Consider the following 21,936-nt stretch of genomic DNA (forward strand, 5'->3'; position numbering starts at 1 on the left):
TGTTCCTCGTTCCGGGCCCGTGGCGGCACCCCTTTGCGCCCGCGACGTGCGGCGGGCGGGCTTGCAGCGGCGGTCCTAGTGCGCTCCAAGCGGCGGACAAGCGGGGCGGCCGACGCGTTCCGCCGTCCCTCCCCGCCGCGGCCGACGCGGCGTCCCCGATCCGCGGCCCGACCGCGGCCGCGAGAAGGAAACCCGATGTCCCTCCCCACCCCCCGCGAGTCCGACCGACCCGTCGTCCTGCGGGACCTCTCCGCCGTCGACACCCTCGTGCCGCCGTTCTCAGCCCTCGCCGTCGAGGCCCTGCGCAGCCAGGTCCACGGCCCGGTCTACGCCGCCGGCGACGACGGCATGGCCGCCGAGGTCGCCACGTGGAACGTCGCGGTGCAGCACACCCCGGCGATCGCGGTGGGCGCCACCTGCGCCGCCGACGTCGCCGCCGCCGTCTCCTGGGCGGTCGCGCACGGGCTCGGCGTCGCCGTCCAGGCCACCGGCCACGGCCCGGTGCGCAACGCCGACGGCGCGATGATGATCACCACCCGCCGGATGCAGGGCGTCTCCATCGATCCGGAGCGCCGCGTCGCCCGCGTCCAGGCCGGCGTGAAGTGGCAGCGGGTCATGGACGCCGCCGCCGAGTTCGGCCTGGCCGGGCTGTGCGGCTCGTCCTCCGACGTCGGCGTCGTCGGCTACACCCTCGGTGGCGGGCTCGGCTCGCTCGGCCGGCACTACGGCTTCGCCGCGGACCACGTCCGCTCGATCGAGCTGGTCACCGCGGACGGGCGGCAGCGCACGCTGTCGGCGGACTCCGAGCCGGAGCTTTTCTGGGCGGTCCGCGGCGGCGAGGGCAACTTCGGCGTCGTCACCGCGATCGAGATCGAGCTGGTGCCGGTCGGCGGGCTGTACGCCGGCGGCATCTTCTTCGCCGGCGAGGACATGGCCGCCGTCCTGCACGCGTTCCGCCGCTGGGCGCCGACGCTGCCGGAGGAGGTCGGCACCTCGGTGGCCGTCCTGCGGATGCCCGACGAGGAGTTCGTGCCGCCGCCGCTGCGCGGGCAGACCGCCGTCCACCTGCGGTACTCCTACTCCGGCACCTACGTGTCCGAGGGCGAGCGGCTGCTGGCCCCGATGCGGGACGCCGGGCGCGTGCTGCTGGGCTTCGTCGGGCCGATCCGGAGCGACGAGACCGACTCGATCCACATGGACCCGGTCGACCCGCTGCCCGCCTACGAGAAGGGCCAGCTGCTCACCGACCTCACCGAGGAGGGCGTCGACGCGCTGCTCGCCGCCGTCGGCCCGGAGCAGGACATCCCGCTGATGATGGTCGAGATCCGGCTGCTCGGCGGGGCGCTCGGGCGGCCGGCGAAGGTGCCCAACGCGGTGCCGGGCCGGTCGGCCCGCTACGCCGTCAACGCGATCGCGCCCGGCGTCCCCGAGCTGGCGCACGTGGTCCCGGTGGTGGTGCGCGGCGTGCTGGGCACGCTGGCCCCGTGGCGGTCGCCGGAGACGCTGATCAACTTCCTCGGCGACGTGTCCGGCCCCGACGAGGTGGCCGCGGCCTACCCGCCCGGCGTCTTCGAGCGGCTGGCCGAGGTGAAGGCGGCGGTCGACCCGCGCCGCGTCTTCTCCTTCGGTCACGCCTTCTGACGCCTGCCCGGACGACGCCGCGGACCCGTGCCCCCGGTCCGCGGCGTCGTCGCGCGGGGGCCCGCCACGATCAGGGAACCTGATCGTGCTGCGTCCTCCCTCACGTCCTGCGCTGAGGGAGGACGCTCGACGATCAGGGTCCCTGATCCCAGCGCGGGGCCGGTCGCGCTCAGTCGGGGAGCAGGACGCCGGGGTTGCAGATGCCCTTCGGGTCCAGCCGCGCCTTGACCGCGCGCAGCACCTCGACACCGAGCGCGCCGATCTCGCGGTCCAGCCAGGGCCGGTGGTCGGCGCCGACGGCGTGGTGGTGGGTGAGCGTGCCGCCGGCGGCCAGCAGCGCGTCGGTCGCGGCCCGCTTGGCGCCCAGCCACTGCTGGATGGGCAGCTCGTCGTCGCGGTCGGCCAGCACGGTGAAGTACAGCGAGGCGCCGGTCGGGTAGCCGTGCGAGAGGTGCGTCATCACCAGCGGACGGCGGCCGCCGGCGGTCAGCGACGCGCGCAGCGCCCGGCCGACGGCGTCGTACACGGTGGGCAGCGCCGACCAGCTCGCCGCGGTCTCCAGCGTCTCGACCATGAGGCCGGAGTCGAGCAGCGTGTCGCGGGTGTAGGGCGCCCCGAACCGGTGCTTGCGCCACGACTCGCCGACCTGGTGGCCCAGCCGGATCCCGCCACCGGCGCGCAGCAGGGACGACGCCGCCCGCGTCCGCGCCCGCACGATGTCGGGCAGGCCCTCCCAGCCGACCACCAGCAGGCAGCCCTCGCCGTGCCCGCGCCCGCGCAGCATGCCGCGCAGCAACCGCGCGCCGGTGCCGGCGGACATGAGCAGGTTGGCGCGCGTCTCGTCGACGTCGGAGAGGCGGACGACGTCGGGCAGCAGGTCGTGCCGAGCGAGCCGCTGCAGGGCGGCCAGCCCCGCGGCCCAGGTGCGGAACGACCAGCCCTCGTAGGACGTCGTGGCCGGCTTCGGGCGGACCCGGAGCGTCAGCTCGGTGATGACGCCGAGCGTGCCCTCGGAGCCCAGCGCCAGCCCGAGCAGGTCGGGGCCGGCGGCCGACGCCGGCGGGTGGCCCACCTCGAGGACGCCGGACGGCGTGGCCAGCGTGAGCCCGGCGACCAGGTCGTCGAACCGGCCCACGCCGGTGGACGCCTGCCCCGAGCTGCGGGTCGCCGCGTAGCCGCCGAGGGTGGCGAACTCCCAGCTCTGCGGCAGGTGGCCGAAGGTGAGACCCTCCGCGGCCAGCGCCGCCTCCAGCTGCGGGCCGCGCATGCCGGGGCCCACGGTCACCATCGACGACGGCACGTCGATGGCCTGCACCGACGCCATGCGCCGCAGGTCGAGCGCGACGGCCGGCCGGTCGTCGGGGTCCACGCCGGCCAGCCCGCCGACGACGCTGGTGCCGCCGCCGAACGGGACGACGACGACGTCGTGCTCGCTGCACAGCGCGAGCAGCGCCGCCGTCTCCTCGGTCGTGCCCGGGAGGACGACGGCGTCCGGGGCGTCGCTGGCGTCGCCCGCGCGCCGGCGCAGCAGGTCCAGGTAGCTCTTGCCGCCGGCGCGCAGCAGCCGCGCCTCGCGGTCGGTGCGCACGTTGTCCTCGCCCAGCAGCGCCGTGAGCGCGGCGAGCGTCGCCTCGGGCAGGCGGGGAGGCGTCAGCCGGATGTCGGCGACGGGCACCGGCGGGGTGTGCCGCGGCGTCCAGCCGAGCTCCTTGGCGAGGTGGCGGCGGGCCGCCTTGGGCAGCGCCTCCTCCAGGGCGGGCGGGCCCGCGGCGTCGGTGGAGCCCCCGGACGGCGGGGGACCCCAACCCTGGATCGTCAGTTCCGGCTGGTCGGCCACGGCTACAGTCTGCCGGTGCCCGTCGGTGGGAGACCGCAGTGACCGCCGCGCTGTCGCCTGCGCGGCGGGCGCGGGACCTCGAGGCGACCGCCGGCGCGCTGGTCGACGTCGTCGTGGTGGGCGGCGGGGTGACCGGCGCGGGCGTGGCCCTGGACGCCGCGGCCCGCGGCCTGTCGGTGGTGCTGCTCGAGCGGACCGACCTGGCCGCCGGCACGAGCAGGTGGTCGTCGAAGCTGGTGCACGGCGGGCTGCGGTACCTGGCGCACGGCGAGATCGGCCTGGCGCGGGAGAGCGCCCGCGAGCGCGCCGTCCTCATGGGGACGACGGCGCCGCACCTGGTGCGGCAGCTCCCGTTCCTCATCCCCGACGCCGCGGGGCGCGACGTCAGCGCGCTGGGCGCCGTCGGCGGGCGGCTGGGCGACCTGGTGCGGCTCTCGGTGGCGGGCGGGCGCGGCTCGCTGCCCTCGACGCGGCGGGTGGACGCCGACGCCGTCGGCCGGCTGGTGCCCGCGGTCCGGCCGGGGCGCGGCGGCGTCGTCTTCTGGGACGGGCAGCTGAGCGACGACGTGCGGCTGGTCGTCGCGCTGGCCCGCACCGCCGCCGCGCACGGCGCCCGGGTGCTGACCGGTGCCACGGTCACGGCGGTCGACGGCGCGGTCGACGGCGCGGCCTCGGGGTCGGTCGAGGTGCACGCCGACGTCGACGGCGAGGCGCTGACCCTGCGGGCCCGGACGGTGGTCAACGCGGCCGGGGTGTGGGCGCAGCGGCTGGCGCCGGGCATCCGGCTGGTGCCCTCGCGCGGCTCGCACCTGGTGCTGCGCGCCGACCGGCTGGGCTCGCCGTCCGCGGCGCTGACCGTGCCGCTGCCGGGCTCGCGCTCGCGGTACGTCTTCGCTCTGCCGCAGGCCGACGGCCTGGTCTACCTCGGCATCACCGACGAGCCGGTCGACGGCCCGGTCCCGGACGACGACGCGCAGCCCTCCGACGCCGAGGTGCAGCAGCTGCTGGCGACGGTGAACCAGGTGCTGGCCGAGCCGCTGACCAGCGCCGACCTCGTGGGCGCCTATGCCGGCTACCGCCCGCTGGTGCTGCCGGCGTCGGCCGGCGCCGGCCCCGGAGACGCCACCGCCGACCTCTCCCGCAAGCACCTGCTGGCGTGGGACGGACCGGTCCTCTCGGTCGTGGGCGGCAAGCTGACCACCTACCGGGCGATGGCGGAGGAGGCGGTCGACGCCGTCGTAGAACGGCTCGGCGGCACGGCGCGCTCGACGACCGCCCGGCTCCCCCTCGTGGGGGCGGCGCCGCGGATCGCGCTGGACGCGCTCCCCGCGCCGGCGCGGCTGGTGGCCCGCTACGGCACCGAGGCGGCCGACGTCGAGGCGCTCGGCCCGGACCTCGTCGTCGCCGGGCGCCCGGAGACGGTGGGGGAGCTGCGCTTCGCGGTCCGCGCCGAGGGGGCCCGCACGGTGGCCGACCTGCTCGACCGCCGCACCCGCTTCGGCCTGGTGCCAGAGGACCGGGCGCGCGCAGTGCCGGTGGCGGAGCAGGTGCTGGCCGACGAGCTCTGATCCCACCTAGCGGGAATGCTGTTTCGCTGAGTGGGACGCGCGGAGTAGGACTACCCGCGTGGACACGTACACGCACGGGCACGCCGACTCCGTCCTGCAGTCGCACCGCTGGCGCACCGCGGAGAACTCCGCGCCGCACCTGATCCCGCTGCTGCGCCCCGGTCTCGACCTGCTCGACGTCGGCTGCGGGCCCGGCACGATCACCGTCGACCTCGCCGCGCGGGTCGCCCCCGGCCGGGTGCTGGGGCTGGACGTCTCGCCCGATCCGCTCGACGAGGCCCGCGCCGCGGCCGGGCGCGCCGGCGTGGAGGTGACCTTCGAGGTCGGCGACGTCTACGCCCTCGACCTGCCCGACGACTCCTTCGACGTCGTGCACGCCCACCAGGTGCTCCAGCACCTCACCGACCCGGTCGCCGCGCTGCGCGAGCTGGCCCGGGTCTGCCGGCCCGGCGGGGTGCTCGCCGTCCGGGACGTCGACTACGCGACGTTCACCTGGTTCCCCGCGAACCCGGGGCTGGAGCGCTGGCTGCAGCTCTACTACGGCGTCGCGCGGGCCAACCGCGCCGAGCCCGACGCCGGCCGGCGGCTGCTGTCCTGGGCGCACGCGGCCGGGCTGCGCGACGTGACCGCGACGACGTCGTCCTGGTGCTACGCCTCACCCGCCGAGCGGGAGTGGTGGGGCGGCTCGTGGGCCGGCCGGGCGACCGCGTCGTCCTTCGCCGAGCAGGCGGTGGCCTACGGGCTCGCCGACCGGGCCGAGCTGGACCGGCTCGCCGACGCCTGGCGCACCTGGCGGGACGCCGACGACGGCTGGCTCGGGATGATGCACGGCGAGCTGCTCATCCGGGTCTGACGGGCCTCAGACCGACGCCGGCAGCCGCTCCTCGGCCTGCAGCGCGGCCAGGCTGCGCCGGACACCGACGGCGACCGCACCGAGGGCGAAGAAGCCCTCGTCGTCCTCGGCGGTCGACTGGCGCAGCAGGGTCACCAGCCGGTGCAGCGCGGCGCCCGCCCGGGCGATCTCGGCGTCCCGCTGGTCCGGCGTCGAGCCGTCGGTGGTGTGGTACGGCGTGCAGACCACGCTCGCCAGGCTGTCCAGTGCGTCGGCCAGCACCCAGCCGGTGCCGGCGTCGAACTGGTCGATCCCGCGCCGGTGCGGGTGGAACTCGACCAGCAGGTCGGTGAGGTCGTCGACGAGGACGGCGACGCGGTCCACCGCGCGGGACTCCTCGCGGATCTCCACGGCCCGCCCCTGCCAGCGGCGGGCCCGCGGGTTGGCCCGCCGCGCCCGCTCGACCCGGGTGGCGGCGAACCGCATCCGGTCCAGCGCGCGGTCGAGCTGGCCGTTGCGGTCGTCCCATTCCGGGACGTCGGGCACCCGGCCGTCGCGCAGCGTCGCGCCGATGTCGCGCAGGTGCCGGGAGAGCAGGCCGCGGGTGAGCGCGATCTGCTCCACCGCCCGGGTCAGCTGCAGCGGCGGGAACAGCAGCGTCGTCACCAGCACGCCGATCGCCGCACCCAGGAAGGTCAGGCCGGCGTAGCGCAGCGCGTAGTCGCCGGGGTCCGCCGTCCCCACGGTGATCATGAGGACGGCGGCGAAGCTGACCCAGCTGGCCTGCTCGCGCCACAGCTTCAGCTGCTCGACGACCACGGCCAGCGCCACGATCAGCGCGATCGTCAGCGCGTTCGGGACGGCGTGGGTGAGCTCGTAGACCGCGACCGCCAGGCCGAAGCCGGTGAGGATCGCCGCGACGCTGCGCCAGGCCGCGGACGCGGAGTCGGCGATCGTCGGGCTGACCGCGATGATCGCGCCCAGCGGGGCGTAGTAGGCGTAGTCGGACAGCGCCGGCGGCAGCAGCAGGGCCACCTGCCAGGCGAGCCCCGCCGCCAGCGCCGCCCGGATCGTCCGCTGCACCCACGGCTGCTGCAGCCGTGCGATCACCCACCCCACCCCGCCAGGATGCGGGCTGACCCCGGCCGCGGTGCGTCCCGGACGCGGTGACATCGGTCTCCCGGCCCGAGATCTGCACAGTCGGGGCTTTCCGGCGCGGGAAGGCAGCGAGTGTGCAGATCTCGTGGAGGGCCTACGCGTGCCGGGCGGCGTTGGCGACGACGGCGGTGCTCACGTACCGCGCCAGCCCCGGGGCGCGACCGTCGTAGTGCGCCGCGAAGCGCTCGTCCTCGACGTACATCCGGCCCAGCGCGGCGTGCATCTCCGGCGGGCAGTCGTAGTAGGTGGCGGTGATCTGCTGCCGGTGCTCCTCGGCGAGGTCCATGGCCTGCTCCGAGTCGGGCGCCACGCCCGCGGTCAGCGCGGCGGCGAACCGCGCCTCCAGGTCCTCGGCCCGGGCCTTGATCCGCAGCCAGTCCTGCTTCGAGTAGGCCGCGGTCCGCCGCTTCGACTGCGCGTAGGCGTCGGTGTCGCCCCAGCGCTCCTCGACCTCGGCGTCGTGCTGCGCGGGGTCGTGCTCGCCGAACACCTCGAACCGCTCCTCCGGGCTCAGGGAGATCCCCATCGTGCGTGCCTCCAGCTCCTTCTCCACGGCCGCGACCATCGCCGCCGTCCGGTCCGTGCCGGTCGAGCAGCAGCCGGTGCTGGCGGCGCAGGTGCTCGACCGGATCGGCGGACGGGTCGTCGAGCAGGGTCGCGACCTCCTCCAGGGAGAACCCGAGCGCGCGGTACAGCAGCACCGCGTGCAACCGGTCCAGGTCGGCCGGCGCGTACCGCCGGTACCCGGCCGCGCTCCGTCCGGACGGCGACAGCAGACCGATCCGGTCGTAGTGGTGCAGCGTGCGCACCGTGACGCCGGCCAGCGCCGCGACCTCGCCCACGTTCACCGGGCCCTCCCTTCCTCCGACAGGGGAGAGCCAACCCCCTGACGTCGCGTCAGGGTCAAGCGCGTGTCGCCCGGACGGGAGACCGCGCCGGTCCGCATCCGGGTGGTCATCGGCGGGGAGGAGGCCACGCCGGTCCGCATCCGGGTGGTGATCGGGCAGCGGTCGCCCGGCAGCGGTCGCCCGGCGGGGGCCTTCCGGCCCGGGGCTCAGGTGAGCGTGCGGACCGTCTCCACGGACCGCGACCAGCGCGAACACGAGGAACAGGCCGGCCGCGACCCGGCGGATGAGCGCGATCGGCAGCCGGTCGGCGAGGTTCTTGCCGAGGAAGACGGCGAGCCCGGAGACGACGAGCAGCGCCGCCCAGGCCCCGACGAACACCGACAGGGGGTCGTCGAAGCGGGCGGCGAGCCCGGCCGTCGCGAGCTGGGAGAGGTCGCCCCACTCGGCGGCGAACAGCACCCCGAAGGAGATGGCGGCGACGCGGAGGAACGACGTCCCCCGCTTGCCCTCGCCGGCGTCGTCGGCGTCCTCGGGTCCGCTGGTGGCGCTGCGCCACAGGATGACCGCGCCGACCAGGAACAGCAGCGCGACGACGCCGCTGACCAGTGCCTCGGGGAGCAGCGAGAGCAGCGAGCCGGCGGTCACCGCGATGGCGACCTGCAGGCCGAACGCGGCCCCCACGCCGAGGAACACCGGCAGCGGGGGGAAGCGGGTGGCGAGCACCAGGCTGGCGAATCAGCGTCTTGTCCGGCAGCTCCACGGGGAGCACCAGCACGAACGCGGCCAGGACGACCGAGAGGACCACGAGATTCCTGCTTCCGCTGGGCACCGCCGCACGGAGCTGGGCAGCCTCCGACCGGCAGCGCGGATGGCTGCGATCGAAGGTCTCGCCCATCCGCGCCGGGGCGCGGACCCGCTGACCGGGCGACCCGCGAGCGGGCGCGCCAGCATGTCGACCAGCGGACGGGGGGCTACTCCCCTTCGCCGGGAAGGATAGCCGGTGCCGTCCCGAAATCGGCTGCGGCGGTCGGCGCGCGGCGCTAGCGTGCCGCCATGCCGTTCCGTTGACGCACCGCCTCGAGCGATCTCCCCCCGTCCGCCCGCTCCCTGGCCCGGGTGGCGGTGGGCTGGGCCGCGCTCTCGGAGTTCGTGCCCCTCTACCCGCTGTACGCGCTGCTCTTCCTGGGCGGCGGCCTGTCGACGGCCGAGGTTTCCGGGCTGTTCGCGGTCTGGTCGGTCACCGGGCTCGTGGCGGAGGTGCCGGCCGGCGCGCTGGCCGACCGGTGGTCCCGCCGCGGCGTCCTGGTCTGCAGCGCCGTGCTGCAGGCGGCCGCCTTCGCGCTCTGGACGGCGGCTCCGGCGACGGCATCCTTCGCCGTCGGCTTCGCGCTGTGGGGCGTCTCGAGCGCGCTGTGCTCCGGCACGGCCGAGGCGCTGGTGTTCGACGGGCTGCGCGCGGCCGGCGCTGAGGCGGCGTTCGCCCGCGTCAACGGCCGGATGACCGCCGCCGAGCTGCTCGCCCAGGTGCCGACCGCGCTGGCGGCCACCGCGCTGCACGCCGCCGGTGGGTTCGCCCTCGTCGGGTGGGCGAGCGCGGCGGTCTGCCTGCTCGCCGGCGTGCTGGCGCTGCGCTTCCCCGAACCGCCGCGGGAGCGCGCCGACGCCTTCCTGGCCACGCTCCGGGCGGGTGCGGAGCAGGTGGTCCGGTTGCCGCCGCTGCGGCTGGCGGTGGTCGCCGTCGCGCTGGTCGGTGGGCTGGACGCCGTCGAGGAGTATTTCCCGGTGCTCGCCGCCGACCGGGGGCTGCCGACCGGCGCCGTCCCCCTCGCCGTCCTGGTCATCGCGCTGGCCGGCGCCGCCGGAGCCGAGCTGGGCGGGCGCGCCGACGGCCTCCCCGACGGCGCGCTGCCGGCGCTGCTGGCCGCGGCCGGCGTGCTGCTCGCGATGGCCGCGGTGCTGCCCGGTGCGGCCGCCCTGGCCGCGCTCGCCGTCATGTACGGGCTGTACCTCGCGGTCGTCGTCGCGGCGGAGGCCCGGCTGCAGGAGCGCATCGAGGGCCCCTACCGCGCCACGGTCACCTCGGTCGCGGGCTTCGGCGTGGAGCTGGCCGGCCTCCTGGTGTTCGCGGCCTGGGCGCTGGGCGGCCCGGCGGCGACCGCGCTGCTGGTGCTGGCCGTCGTCCCGGTGGTGGTGCGCGGGCTGCGCGCCCCCGTCGCCGGCTAGCGGTCCGCGACCGTCAGCCGGGGCAGCAGTGGCTGGACCAGGGGGCCGATGACCAGCGCGTAGACGACGGTGACGACGCCGACCGAGCCGCCGAGCAGCCACCCGGAGACGACGACGGCGACCTCGATCGCGGTGCGCACCGGCCCGACCTTCCGGCCGGTGCGCCGCACCAGCCCGGTCATCAGGCCGTCCCGCGGGCCCGGGCCCAGCCGCACACCGACGTAGGCAGCGGTCGCGACGGCGTTGCAGACGATGCCGCCCGCGGCCAGCGCGATCCGGGCGGCCATCGCGTCCGGGGGGTCGACGACGGCGAGCACGGCGTCCGCCGCCAGCCCGACCACGACGACGTTGCTCACCGTGCCGAGGCCCGGCCGCTCGCGCAGCGGGATCCAGGCGAGCAGCACCAGCACGCCGACGGCGATGATCACCGTGCCCAGCGACCAGCCGAGCTGGCGGGCCAGGCCCTGGTGCAGCACGTCCCAGGGCATGACGCCGAGGTCGGCCAGCACGAGCGCGGCGATCGAGACGCCGTAGAGCCCGAGCCCGACGTACAGCTGGACGAGCCTGCGGGGGAGCCGCCGCCCGGTCATCGAGTTGATCATCGGAATCCGGTCGGTCGCCACGCCGACGGCGGCAGCCACCTGACGATGATCAACGGGGAGTGCGGGGTCAACGGGGGCGCGGGGTCAGCGGGGAGCGCGGCGGGCGACGCGGGCGGCGAAGACCCCCGCCGACCAGCCGTTGTCGACCTCGACCACCGCGACGCCGGGGGCGGTGGTCAGCACGGTCATGAGCGCGCCCAGGCCCCCGAGCCCGCTCGGCCGGCCCGCCGAGGTCGGCACCGCGACGACGGGGACGTCGGTGCGGGCGGCCAGCTCGGCCACCAGCCCGGCGTCCGCGCCGGCCACGACGACCAGGCAGTCGGCGTCGGGCAGCAGCTCGGGCGCGGTCAGCAAGGCACGGACCCGGCTGCCGGCGACGTCGTCGTGCCGCACCGCGGCGCTGCCGGAGACGCGGGCCACGAAGGCCACCTCGGCGGCGACCGGGGCGCCGGCGCCGTCGGCGCAGACGACGGCGACCCGGCCGGCGAGCTCGGGCAGCGGGCCGACGGCGGCGGCCATCGCGACGGCGTCCATGGTCGTGTACGCGTCGTGCTCGGCCGCCACGGCGACCAGCGTCTCCGCGCTCGCGCGCAGCACCAGGACCGGGCGGTCGGGGTGCTCGCGGCGGGCCTCGCGGACCAGCGCCAGCACCTGCTCCGTCGTCCGTCCGGTGGCCCAGACGACCTCCGGGTCGGGGAGGCGGGGCGCGGGCGCGGCGACGGCGGGCTCGGGGGCGGGCGCGGACGTCGGGGTGGGGACCGGGCCGAGCAGCGGCTCGCCGGGGCGGTCCACGCCCAGCGGCGGGTCGGCGACCAGCAGCGGCGCGAAGCCGTCGTCGTCGGCCGGGGTCTCCACGACCGTGACCACCTCGGCGACCTCGGGCACCGGGGTGACCTCCTCGACCGGCGCCGGCTCCGGGGCGTCGTCCCGGACCGCGGCCGGGGGCCCGCCGAACAGCACGTCCAGCGGGCTGCCGCCGGCGCGCTTCTGGGTCACCCCGGAGAGCCGGACGACGCGGTCGCGGCCGCTGCGCTTGGCGTCGTAGAGGACGCCGTCGGCGGCGGCGAACAGCGTGCGCCGGTCGTCGCCGCGGGCGGCCGAGGCGATGCCGACGCTGATCGTCACCGGCGTGCTCAGGCCGAGGGACGCCCAGTCGTACTCCGCGACCTTGCGGCGGGTGCGCTCCAGCGCGCGCTCGGCCTGCTCGGCGGTGGTGTCGGGCAGCAGGACGACGAATTCGTCACCGGCCCAGCGGCACACCTCGTCGGTGTCGCGGACGCCGGCGATGAGCAGCTCGGAGACCGCGCGCAGCACCGCGTCGCCGCCGGGGTGGCCGATCGCGTCGTTGATCGACTTGAACCGGTCGACGTCGACGACGGCCAGCGCGGGCACGCCGCCGCCGGCGAGCAGCCCGTCCAGCCGCGCCTCGGCGTAGCGCCGGTTGGGCAGGTGGGTGAGCGGGTCCTCGTAGGCCTGGCGGCGCAGCTGACCGGCGGCGCGCTCGGTCTCGAGCAGGCTCTTGCGCCGGCCGAACAGCTCCACCCAGCGGGTGCGCCGCTCGTCGACCCGGTCCAGCTCGTCGGCGAGGTAGGCCTGCAGGTAGGGCAGCGCGCGGCCGGCGTCGTCGAGCTCGGCGTGCAGGGTGCAGAGCTCGCGCAGCGCGGCCCGGCGCAGGCGCGGCAGGCCGTGGTCGGTGGCCAGCTGCAGGGCCGAGGCCAGGTGCTCGTCGGCACCCGTGGGGTCGCCCTGCCGGCGCAGCGCCCGGCCCAGCGCGAGCTGCGCGGTGGCGCGCTGCGCGCGGTCGTCGGTGGCGGAGGTGATGCGCACGGCGGCGCGCAGCTGCCCGGTGGCCGCGGCGTGCTCGCCGAGGCCCACGAGCGCCCAGCCGTGCACGGTCTGCGCGGCCACCACCAGCGGCGACTCGGGCGGGAGCAGCCGCAGCGCCTCCTCGGCCAGCTCGCGGGCCTCGGTGAAGTACGGCTCGGCCGCCTCCGGGAGACCGTCGTCCAGCAGGCCCTCGCCGAGCTCGGCGCACAGCTCGCCCAGCCGGGTGGCGGCGCCGGCGACCAGCACGTCGGTGTCACCGGAACCGGGCTCGAGGACGGCGGGGTCGGCCGCGGCCCAGCCCGCCGCCTCGTGCGCGCGGCGCTGGAAGTCCAGGGCCAGCGGCATCAGCTCGAGGTCGGCGAGCACGCCGGCGAGCGTGCCGAGGGTGTCGACCAGCAGCCGGCTCGGCGGCAGGCCGGGGTCGAGCAGGCTGGCGGCCTCGACCGCCTCGTCCATCGCGGCGTCGATCCGCCGGGAGAGCAGCTCGATGCGCGCGTGCCGGGCCAGGCCGGCGGCGCGCTGCAGGGCGTCGTCGGTCGCGTCGAAGGCGGCCTTCGCCGAGCGGACCAGGGCGATGGCCAGCGCCGCGCGCGAGGCGGACTCCGAGCGCGGGTCGGCGCCCTCGGGGGCCGGTCGGCCGTTGCCGTCGATCAGCTCCGCGACGCCGGCGTGCAGGTCCAGCGCGGGCTCGCGGGCGCCGTCCGGGCCGCCGGGGGTCACCGGCTCGCCGACGAGGGTGAACCCGGCGACGCGCAGCCGGCGGACCAGCAGCTCGGCGCGCAGCGTGTCGGCCCAGGCGCGGCCCAGGGCGGAGCCGCCGGTGGGGACCTCGGGCTCGGCGGCCTGGTACGGGGAGGGCTCGGTGTCGACGTCGGAGAGCAGCTGCTCGGCGTCGTCCAGCTGCCAGTTCGTCAGCGCGGCCGTCACCCGCTGGTGCAGGGTCCCGGGTGGCACGAGCGCACTGTGCACCGGAGTTCCGTCACTGTCGAGCACCCGGTCGCGAACGCGCCGTCCGCCGTCCGTCTCGTCCCACCTGTCCCATCCCGCGGTGCTGGTCACGCCCCCGACCGCCCGTCGGCCGGGCCGCCGCCGGGCGCCCGCACCCGGTTGCGCCCGCTCCGCTTGGCGGAGAACAGCAGCAGGTCGGCGGTGTCGAACAGCGCCCGCCAGCCGACCGCCGGATCGGGCTGGCCCTCCTCGACCGGCGAGGCGGTCGCGACGCCGACGCTGACGGTCACCGGCTCGGTGAGCCGCAGGTCGCCCCAGTCGGCGGCGGCGACGGCGGCCCGCAGCCGCTCCATGATGACGACGGCCTGCGCCTCGGTCGCCGTCGGCAGCAGCACCAGGAACTCGTCGCCGGCCCAGCGGAACACCTCGTCGCCGGTGCGGCTGTGCTCGCGCAGCAGGTCGGCGACCCGGCGCAGGACGACGTCGCCCTGCGTGTGCGAGGCGCCGTCGTTGACCTCCTTGAACCGGTCGACGTCCACGACCGCCAGCGAGAGCGGCTCCTCGCCGAAGCGCAGCCCGGCCAGCCGGCGCTCGGCCGAGCGCCGGTTGCCCAGGCCGGTGAGCGGGTCCTCCAGCGCGTGCCGGCGCAGGACGGCGGCCTGCCGCTCGGCCTCGCGCAGCCGGCTGCGGCGCACGAACATCTCCGCCCACAGCTCGCGGCCGCGGGCGTGCGCCCGGCCGGTGTCGGCGCGGTAGGCCTCCAGCCAGTGCAGCGCCTCGGCGGGGCGGCCCAGGTCGGCGGTGTTGCGGCCCAGCTCCAGCAGGCACTGCCGGTAGCGGCGGCGGTCGCCCGACGCCGCGAAGGCGCCCGAGGCGTCGACGAGCAGCTCGACGGCCTCCTCGCCGCGGATCCGGTCGCCGTCGCGCGCCGCCAGCCGCGCCAGCAGGCGGGCGAGCACCAGGTCGGTGTAGCCGCGCAGCCACACGCCGCCGTCGGCCTGCACGTGGCGCTGCACCCGGCGCAGCGGGCCGATCGCGCCGTCCAGGTCGCCGGTGCAGGTCATCGCCCAGGCCTGGACGACGTCGAGCAGGTCGGCCTCGGCCGGCCGGGGCTCACGGTCCAGGGCGCGCGCGGCCCTCGGCGGAGGCGATCGCCTCCTCCGCGAGCTCGTGCGCGCGCTGCTGGTCGCCGCGCCGGTGCAGGGTCTGGGCCAGCTCGACGTGCTGCTGCGCGCTGAGCAGCAGCGTCCGCCACCGGTCGTCGAGGTCGGGCAGCTGCGCGGCGACCCGCTGCGCCCGGCCGGCGTGCGCGACGGCGAGCTCCTCGAGGTCCAGCCCGGCCAGTGCGAGCGACAGCCACCGGTGCGCCAGCAGCAGCGGCCGCGACGGCTCCTGGGCGGAGGGCTCGTCGGTCTGCAGGCTGGCGTCGACCGCCATGAGCATCGCGGCGTCGACGTGGTCGGCGGTCACCTCGAGGTGGGCCAGGTAGGCGAGGGCGAGCGCGGTCCACGCCGAGGGCAGGCAGCCGTGCAGCGCCTCCCGGGCGGCGGTGACCGCCTCGTTGGCAGCCTCGCAGTCGCCGTCGGCCAGGCCGCGGCGGGCGGCCAGCGCGGCGCGCCACGCCGTCCAGTACGGGACTCGGTGCTCGACGCGAGGACGTCGTCCACGTCGTCGGCGACGGCGAGGAAGGCGCCGTCGTTCCGGGCGCCGGCGGCGAGCAGGCGCCACAGGGCCGCGCGCAGCCGGTCCAGCTCGGCCGGCGACGGGCTCGGGGAGGCAGCGGCTGCCGAGGCGGGGGGCACGCCACCTCCAGTCGCGGGTCGTCGTCCGGGTCGAGGGATCCGGAGCCACCGATCAGCGAGGCAGCTTCCCCCGGGTCGCGCATCCGTCACGCCCCGCCCGCACTACCCTCGTCGGATGCCCGGGATGCCACCCAGCACGTCTCCCACGCGGTTCGCCTATCTCGGGCCCGAGGGTACCTTCGCCGAGGCCGCCCTGAGCAGTGCCGTTGACACAGGTGGGGGAACGCGGACCCCCCGGCCGAGTGTCCCGGCGACGCTGGCCGCCGTCCGGTCCGGGGAGGCGGACGCCGGTCTGGTGCCGCTGGAGAACTCGGTGGAGGGCTCGGTCCCGGCCACCATGGACGGGCTGGCCGACGGCGAGCCGCTGATCATCACCCGCGAGGTGTTCCTCCCGGTCGCGTTCACCCTCGCAGTGCGGCCCGGGACGACGCTGGACGCGGTGCGCTCGGTGGCCAGCCACCCGCACGCGCTGGCGCAGACCGGCCGGTGGCTCGAGGCCCACCTGCCGGGCATCACCCCGCTGCCGGCCAGCTCCACCGCCGGGGCGGCCGCCGCCGTCGCCGCGGGGGAGTTCGACGCGGCCGTCTGCGCCGCGATCGCCGCCCAGCGCTACGGGCTGGACGCGCTGGCCGACGACATCGCCGACCACGCGGGCGCGGTCACCCGGTTCGTGCTGGTGACCCGCCCCGGCCCGCTGCCCGCGCCGACCGGCAACGACAAGACCTCGCTGGTCGCTGTCGTCGGGGACCGCACCGGGGCGCTGCTGGACCTGCTGCGCGAGTTCGCCGCGCGCGGGATCTCGCTGACCCGCATCGAGTCCCGGCCCACCCGCCAGCGGCTCGGCGTCTACTCGTTCTCGCTGGACTGCGAGGGGCACATCGCCGACCGGCGCGTGGGCGAGGCGCTGGCCGCTCTGCACCGGGTCTGCGACGACGTCCGCTTCCTCGGCTCCTACCCGCGCGCCGACGGGCGGCAGAACCGTCCCGTGCCGGCGGAGTCCGGCGACGACGCGTTCGCCGAGGCGGGGGACTGGCTGGACCGGGTGCGCGCCGGCGGCGTGTGACCCTCTCGACCTCTCAGCGGGTGCTCCCCGGCTCCTGACCCCGCCGGGAACAGTGTTGATCATCGTCATCGGGCTGCCGCCTCCGGCGTGGCGGACGACCGTTCGACGATGATCAACAGGGTTCGCGCCGCTACGCTCCGCCGCCGTGACCACCGCCCCGCCGCTGGACCGGCGCCCCGTCGACGCCCCTCGCCGGGAAGCCGCCCTCGAGCTCGGCGTCCTCCAGGGCCTGTACCTCGTGTACCTGCTGCCCTGGTTCGTCGTGGCCATCGGCGGGACCATGAGCCTGGCGAACTGGGAGTCGATGGCCTCTGTGGCGATCATCTTCGCCTGGTTCGGCTACCCGTTCGTCGCGCTCGGGACGACGATCGCCGCCTGGGTGCTGTTCGGCACGCGCCGGTACGCGACCGCCCGCTGGGTGAACCGCGTCCCGCTCGCGTGGGTCGTCGTCGGCGTGGCGCTGATCGCCTGGATCGTCGTCGCCGGCTGACCGCTCCGCGCCCCCACCGGGTTGATCATCGGCAGATGGCTGCCCGCCACGCCGCTGGGGGCAGCCATCCGACGATGATCAACTTCGGGGTGGGGTCAGGCGCGGGCGGGTTCCAGCGCGCGGTCCTCGTCGGGCCCGGGTGCCGTCGGGCCGTGCGCCAGCCTGCTCGGCCACCAGACCTTGTCGCCGATGAGGTGGACGGCGGCCGGCACCAGCAGCGTGCGGACGACGAAGGTGTCGAGCAGCACGCCGAAGCCGACCAGGAACCCGAGCTGGATGAGGATGACCAGCGGCAGCACGGTGAGCGCGCCGAAGGTGGCCGCGAGCACCAGGCCGGCGCTCGTGATCACCCCGCCGGTCACGGACAGCGCGCGCAGCACGCCGTCCCTGGCCCCGTGCCGGAGCGACTCCTCCCGGGCGCGGGTCATGAGGAAGATGTTGTAGTCGATCCCCAGCGCCACCAGGAAGACGAACCCGATGAGCAGCACCTGGGGGTCGCTGCCCGGGAAGTCGAAGAGGTGGTCGAAGGCCAGCGCGGCGACGCCGACGGTCGCGGCCGTGCTCAGCGCGGTCGTGGCGACCAGCAGGATCGGTGCCACGATCGCCCGCAGCAGCAGCGCCAGGACGACGGTGATCACCAGCAGCACCAGCGGCACGATGACCAGCAGGTCGCGGGCCGCCGTCTCCTGGGTGTCCAGGTCCTGCGCCGAGGTGCCGCCGACGAGGGCATCGGGGTCGACGTCGCGGACCGCCGTCCGCAGTTCCGAGACGGTGTCCTGCGCGGCCTCGCTGTCCGGTGCGGCGTCGAGAGTGGCCTCGAGGCGGACCAGGCCGTCGACCTCCAGCGGCTCACCGCCGCCGGCTCCGGGCGGGCCGGCCTGCTGGCCGGTGTAGGGCGCCACCTCGGTGACGCCGGCGGTGTCGGCGGCCGCTGCGGCGACGTCCTGCCAGCCCTCGGCGGGGGTGATGATGATCGCCGGGCTGGCGGCACCCGCGTCGAAGTGCCGCGCGATCGCCTCCTGGCCGGCGCCGGACTCCGAGCCGCCGCGCACGCCCTCGGACAGCGGGATGCCGTCGGAGTCGAACAGCGGCAGGAACAGCGCCAGGACGACCAGCGCGCCGCCGCTGGCCAGCAGGTAGGGGCGGGGGCGGCGGCCGACGGACGTGGCGATCCGCTCCCAGCCCTTGCCGTGCGGCTGCTCCTGGCCGTACTTCGGCCGGAACGGCCAGAACGCGGCGCGGCCGAGGAGCACCAGGACGGCGGGCAGGAAGGTGAGGGCGGCGAGCATGGCGAAGGCGATGCAGACCGCGGAGATGGGGCCGAGCCCCCGGTTGGAGCCGAGGTCGGAGAACACCAGGCACAGGACGCCGAGGATCACCGTGCCGCCGGAGGCGAGGATCGGCTCCCACGACTGCTTCAGGGCGACCCGCATCGCGGTGTACTTGGACTCCTCGCGGCGCAGCTCCTCGCGGTACCGGGCGACGAGCAGCAGGCCGTAGTCGGTCGCGGCGCCGACGACGAGGATCGAGGCGATGCCCTGGCTCTGGCCGTTGACGTCGATCCAGCCCTGCTTCGCCAGGAAGTAGGCGACCGCGAGCGAGACCACCAACGCCATCCCGGCGGTGCCGATGACCAGCAGCGGCAGCAGCGGGCTGCGGTAGACGACGAGCAGGATGAGCAGGACGACGCCGAACGCGGCGACCAGCAGCAGCCCGTCGATGCCCGAGAAACCCTCGGCGAAGTCGGCGAAGATCGCACCCGGGCCGGTGACGTAGGCGGTGGTGCCGTCGATGGGCGCCAGGTCGCGGAGGTCGGCGACGACCTCGTTGAGCGTGTCCCCGAGGTCCGGGTCGAACGGCAGCACCGCCTGCACGGCCGCGCCGTCCTCCGACGGGATGACCGGGGAGGGCTCGCCCTCCAGCGCGCCGGCCTCCTCGGCGATGCCGACGGCCTCGTCGAGCCGTTCCTGCGCCTGGGCCTGCACGGCCGGGTCCAGCGCGCCGTCCTCGCTCTCCCAGAGCAGGATCACCGGCAGCGTGCGCTCGCTCTGGAACGCGCGGCTGAGCTCGGTGACGCGCGTGGAGTCGGCGCTGTCGGGCAGGAAGGCCGCGGAGTCGTTCTCCGAGACCTCGGCCAGCTTGCCGCTGAACGAGCCGAGCGGGCCGGCCAGGACCAGCCAGGCGATGGCGATGAGCGCCGGGATCAACCAGCGGAGGGTGCGGGTGCGGCTGGGCATGATGTCCTTTGCTGGTCGATAATCTCGATCATCGAGAGATTACGTCGGAGGGGCACGGCGCGCGAACGGAGGTGGCATGGCCGAGGACGCCGCACGCAGGCACCAGGAGCTGGCACTGCTCCTTCGGCGGTTGAACGTTGAACTGGATGCAGTCGGGCAGCGATTCGCCCACGAGCAGGGGCTGAACCGGACCGACGTCCGCGCCCTGGTGGCGATCATGGATGCCGCCCGACGGGGCGAGGCGCTCACCGCGGGCCGGCTCGGCGAGGCCGTGGAGCTGCGCTCGGCGTCGGTGACCGCGCTGGTCGACCGGCTGGAGCGGGTCGGGCACGTGCGCCGCGCCAAGGACGACGCGGACCGCCGGCGGGTGGTGCTGCAGATGTCCGAGACCGCGATGGCCGCCGGGTCCGAGCACTTCGGCGGGCTGGCTCAGGACATGGCGGCCGCGATGGAGGGGTACGCGCCCGAGGAGCTCGCCGTCGTCCGCCGGTGGCTGGAGGACATGACCGCCGTCATCACCCGGCACGCCCGAGCCGAGGGCGAGCCGCCGCCGTCCTGACTGTGCACGTTCCGGGCCCACGGCCGCTGGATGACCCCGATGAACGCACACTCGCGCTCAGGATCGCGCCTACAGGTAGAGCCCGGTCGACTCCTCGATGCGCTCGGCGGCGACGGCGTGCACGTCGCGCTCGCGCAGGATGATCAGGTCCTCGCCGTGCACCTCGACCTCGTGCTGGTCCTCGGGGGAGAAGAGCACCTGGTCGCCGACCTTCACCTGGCGCACCGACGGGCCGACGCCCCTGGCCTCGCCCCACACCAGCCGCTTGGCCACCTGCGCCGTCGCGGGGATGAGGATGCCGCCGCTGGACCGCCGGTCGCCGTCCTCCTTGCGGAGCGCGACCAGGATGCGGTCGTGCAGCATCTTGATCGGCAGCTTGCCGGCAGCGGCGAAGTCGTCGGGCACGTCCCGGAACGCTACCCGGCGCTCGATCCCCGCCTTTTCGCGGAAAAGCCAGGGAGGCGTCAGCCCCAGCCGAGCTCGTGCAGCCGCTCCTCCTCGATGCCGAAGTGGTGCGCGATCTCGTGGACGACGGTGATCGTGACCTCCTCGACGATCTCCTCGGCCGTCTCGCAGATGTCGCAGATCGCCTCGCGGTAGATCATGATCCGGTCGGGCAGCGCCCCGCCGTACTCCCAGCCGCGCTCGGTCAGCGCGAACCCCTCGTAGATGCCGAGCAGGTCCGGCTCGTCGGGGTTCCGGTCCTCGACCAGGACGACGACGTTGTCCATCAGCGCCAGCAGGTCCGGCGGCACCTCGTCGAGGGCGTCGGCGACCAGCGCCTCGAACACCGGCAGGGGCAGCGCCTTCACGCGTTCACCAGGACGTCGGCAGCGGGCGGCCCTCCTCGTAGCCGGCCGCGCTCTGCACCCCCAGCACCGCGCGCTCGTGCAGCTCGTCCACGGTGCGGGCGCCCGCGTAGGTGCACGACGAGCGCACACCCGCGACGATCTGGTCGATCAGGTCCTCGACGCCGGGGCGGGCCGGGGTCCAGGTACATGCGGGAGGACGAGATGCCCTCCTCGAACAGGCCGGCCCGCGCGCGCTCGAAGCCGCTCTGCGTCGCCGTCCGCGCCTTGACCGCGCGCGCCGACGCCATGCCGAAGGACTCCTTGTAGAGCCGGCCCGAGCCGTCGTCGTGGATGTCGCCGGCCGACTCGTAGGTGCCGGCGAACCAGGAGCCGACCATCACGTTCGCCGCGCCCGCGGCCAGGGCCAGGGCGATGTCGCGCGGGTGCCGGACGCCGCCGTCGGCCCACACGTGCTTGCCCAGCGCGCGCGCCTCCGCGGCGCACTCCTCGACGGCGGAGAACTGCGGCCGGCCGACGCCGGTCATCATCCGGGTGGTGCACATGGCGCCGGGGCCCACGCCCACCTTGACGACGTCGGCGCCGGCCTCGATCAGGTCGCGGGTGCCCTGCGCCGTCACCACGTTGCCGGCGACGACCGGCACGGAGCCGGCCACCGAGCGGACCGCGCGCAGCGCCCTCGATCGCCTTCTCCTGGTGCCCGTGGGCGGTGTCGACGACGAGCACGTCGACGCCCGCGGCGAGCAGGGCCTGCGCCTTGCCGGCGACGTCGCCGTTGATGCCGACGGCGGCCGAGGCGAGCAGCCGGCCGTCGCCGTCCACCGCGGGCGTGTAGATCGCCGAGCGCAGCGCGCCCTTCTTCGTGATGACGCCGACCAGCCGGTCGCCCTCCACGACGGGCGCCGCGCTGACCCGCTCGTCGGAGAGCACGTCGAAGATCTTGGGCAGGTCGGTGCCGGCCGGGATGGTGAGCGGGTCGCCGGTCATCACCTCGGACAGCTGGGTGAACCGGTCCACGCCCTGGCACTGCCCGTCGGTGACGATGCCGACCGGGGAGCCGCCCTCGACGACCACGACGATCCCGTGCGCGCGCTTGGTGAGCAGCGACAGCGCCTCGCCGACGGTCGAGGTGGGGGCCAGGGTGATGGGGGTGTCGTACACCGGGTGCCGCTGCTTGAGCCAGGAGACGACCTCGCCGACCACGTCGACCGGGATGTCCTGCGGCAGCACGGCCAGGCCACCGCGCCGGGCCGCGGTCTCGGCCATCCGGCGGCCGGAGATCGCCGTCATGTTGGCGACGACGACGGGGATGGTCGTGCCCACCCGGTCCGGCGTGGTCAGGTCGACCTCGAGCCGGGAGCCCACCGTCGAGTGGTTGGGCACCATGAAGACGTCGGCGTAGGTGAGGTCGTGCTCGGGTCGCTGCAGGAAGCGCATGACAAGGATTGTCGCTTACGTGAGGTCGCTTGCGAGGGGCTGCGCGCAGACGGGC

Annotated in this window: 17 protein-coding genes and 2 pseudogenes; 7 read left to right on the forward strand and 12 right to left on the reverse strand. The window is 75.9% G+C overall.

What is annotated here, in order from left to right; genetic code table 11:
• Positions 1–195 precede the first annotated feature (195 nt).
• Positions 196–1,641, forward strand: a complete 1,446-nt coding sequence (locus tag JKP75_RS00205; RefSeq protein WP_200489666.1) for an FAD-binding oxidoreductase — start codon at positions 196–198, stop codon at positions 1,639–1,641.
• Between the two features lie 169 nt (positions 1,642–1,810).
• Here JKP75_RS00205 and JKP75_RS00210 read toward each other — a convergent pair whose 3' ends face one another.
• Positions 1,811–3,478: an FAD-binding oxidoreductase gene (locus JKP75_RS00210; RefSeq protein WP_200489665.1), complete on the reverse strand. Its 1,668-nt coding sequence runs from the start codon at positions 3,476–3,478 to the stop codon at positions 1,811–1,813.
• Positions 3,479–3,516: 38 nt separating this feature from the next.
• On the opposite strand from JKP75_RS00210, the gene JKP75_RS00215 reads away from it, so the two are divergent.
• The gene (locus JKP75_RS00215; RefSeq protein ID WP_200492660.1) at positions 3,517–5,046 is read left to right on the forward strand and encodes a glycerol-3-phosphate dehydrogenase/oxidase; all 1,530 of its coding nucleotides are present in this window, start codon (positions 3,517–3,519) and stop codon (positions 5,044–5,046) included.
• Positions 5,047–5,104: 58 nt separating this feature from the next.
• Positions 5,105–5,899: a methyltransferase domain-containing protein gene (locus JKP75_RS00220; protein WP_200489664.1), complete on the forward strand. Its 795-nt coding sequence runs from the start codon at positions 5,105–5,107 to the stop codon at positions 5,897–5,899.
• Positions 5,900–5,905: 6 nt separating this feature from the next.
• Here the strand turns inward: JKP75_RS00220 and JKP75_RS00225 are convergent, their stop codons facing one another.
• The 3 genes and pseudogenes from JKP75_RS00225 to JKP75_RS19875 form a co-directional block, all read right to left on the reverse strand.
• Entirely contained in the window at positions 5,906–6,988 is a 1,083-nt protein-coding gene (locus JKP75_RS00225) for an aromatic acid exporter family protein (RefSeq protein WP_200489663.1), read from the reverse strand.
• Positions 6,989–7,130: 142 nt separating this feature from the next.
• A complete protein-coding gene (locus JKP75_RS19870) occupies positions 7,131–7,589 on the reverse strand; it encodes a TipAS antibiotic-recognition domain-containing protein (protein WP_309229373.1) in 459 nt (152 codons plus the stop codon).
• Between the two features lie 91 nt (positions 7,590–7,680).
• A pseudogene (locus tag JKP75_RS19875) lies at positions 7,681–8,607 on the reverse strand (TMEM165/GDT1 family protein); the annotation flags it as partial.
• Positions 8,608–9,000: 393 nt separating this feature from the next.
• On the opposite strand from JKP75_RS19875, the gene JKP75_RS00240 reads away from it, so the two are divergent.
• Positions 9,001–10,107: an MFS transporter gene (locus JKP75_RS00240; protein WP_309229374.1), complete on the forward strand. Its 1,107-nt coding sequence runs from the start codon at positions 9,001–9,003 to the stop codon at positions 10,105–10,107.
• Here the strand turns inward: JKP75_RS00240 and JKP75_RS00245 are convergent.
• From JKP75_RS00245 to JKP75_RS19885, 4 genes are all read right to left on the reverse strand, one after another.
• Positions 10,104–10,748 (reverse strand): YitT family protein, encoded by a 645-nt coding sequence (locus JKP75_RS00245; RefSeq protein ID WP_200489660.1) that lies wholly within the window; start codon positions 10,746–10,748, stop codon positions 10,104–10,106. The genes JKP75_RS00240 and JKP75_RS00245 overlap by 4 nt on opposite strands.
• Positions 10,749–10,793: 45 nt before the next feature.
• A complete protein-coding gene (locus tag JKP75_RS00250; protein ID WP_309229375.1) occupies positions 10,794–13,490 on the reverse strand; it encodes a diguanylate cyclase domain-containing protein in 2,697 nt (898 codons plus the stop codon).
• 101 nt (positions 13,491–13,591) lie between these two features.
• Entirely contained in the window at positions 13,592–14,548 is a 957-nt protein-coding gene (locus JKP75_RS19880; RefSeq protein WP_242472719.1) for a GGDEF domain-containing protein, read from the reverse strand.
• A 49-nt stretch (positions 14,549–14,597) separates the two neighbouring features.
• A complete protein-coding gene (locus JKP75_RS19885; protein WP_242472721.1) occupies positions 14,598–15,212 on the reverse strand; it encodes a hypothetical protein in 615 nt (204 codons plus the stop codon).
• Positions 15,213–15,410: 198 nt separating this feature from the next.
• On the opposite strand from JKP75_RS19885, the gene pheA reads away from it, so the two are divergent.
• Both pheA and JKP75_RS00265 read left to right on the forward strand, forming a co-directional pair.
• Complete coding sequence (gene pheA / locus JKP75_RS00260) at positions 15,411–16,349, forward strand: prephenate dehydratase (RefSeq protein WP_242472848.1); 939 nt, start codon at positions 15,411–15,413, stop codon at positions 16,347–16,349.
• 145 nt (positions 16,350–16,494) lie between these two features.
• Positions 16,495–16,839 carry a hypothetical protein gene (locus JKP75_RS00265; protein ID WP_200489657.1) on the forward strand — a complete coding sequence of 115 codons (345 nt, stop codon included), beginning with the start codon at positions 16,495–16,497 and terminating at the stop codon, positions 16,837–16,839.
• A gap of 95 nt (positions 16,840–16,934) precedes the next feature.
• Here the strand turns inward: JKP75_RS00265 and JKP75_RS00270 are convergent, their stop codons facing one another.
• Positions 16,935–19,076 (reverse strand): MMPL family transporter, encoded by a 2,142-nt coding sequence (locus JKP75_RS00270; protein WP_200489656.1) that lies wholly within the window; start codon positions 19,074–19,076, stop codon positions 16,935–16,937.
• A gap of 76 nt (positions 19,077–19,152) precedes the next feature.
• On the opposite strand from JKP75_RS00270, the gene JKP75_RS00275 reads away from it, so the two are divergent.
• Positions 19,153–19,635: a MarR family winged helix-turn-helix transcriptional regulator gene (locus tag JKP75_RS00275; RefSeq protein ID WP_200492661.1), complete on the forward strand. Its 483-nt coding sequence runs from the start codon at positions 19,153–19,155 to the stop codon at positions 19,633–19,635.
• Between the two features lie 69 nt (positions 19,636–19,704).
• On the opposite strand, the gene JKP75_RS00280 is transcribed toward JKP75_RS00275, so the two are convergent.
• The 3 genes and pseudogenes from JKP75_RS00280 to JKP75_RS24245 form a co-directional block, all read right to left on the reverse strand.
• Positions 19,705–20,040 (reverse strand): co-chaperone GroES, encoded by a 336-nt coding sequence (locus tag JKP75_RS00280; RefSeq protein ID WP_309229376.1) that lies wholly within the window; start codon positions 20,038–20,040, stop codon positions 19,705–19,707.
• A gap of 59 nt (positions 20,041–20,099) precedes the next feature.
• Entirely contained in the window at positions 20,100–20,447 is a 348-nt protein-coding gene (locus JKP75_RS00285; protein WP_200489655.1) for a metallopeptidase family protein, read from the reverse strand.
• A gap of 4 nt (positions 20,448–20,451) precedes the next feature.
• Positions 20,452–21,881, reverse strand: a pseudogene (locus JKP75_RS24245) (GuaB1 family IMP dehydrogenase-related protein).
• Between the last annotated feature and the right edge of the window lie 55 nt (positions 21,882–21,936).

It is taken from the genome of Blastococcus sp. TML/M2B, from assembly GCF_016612865.1.
Classification (GTDB): Bacteria; Actinomycetota; Actinomycetes; order Mycobacteriales; family Geodermatophilaceae; genus Blastococcus.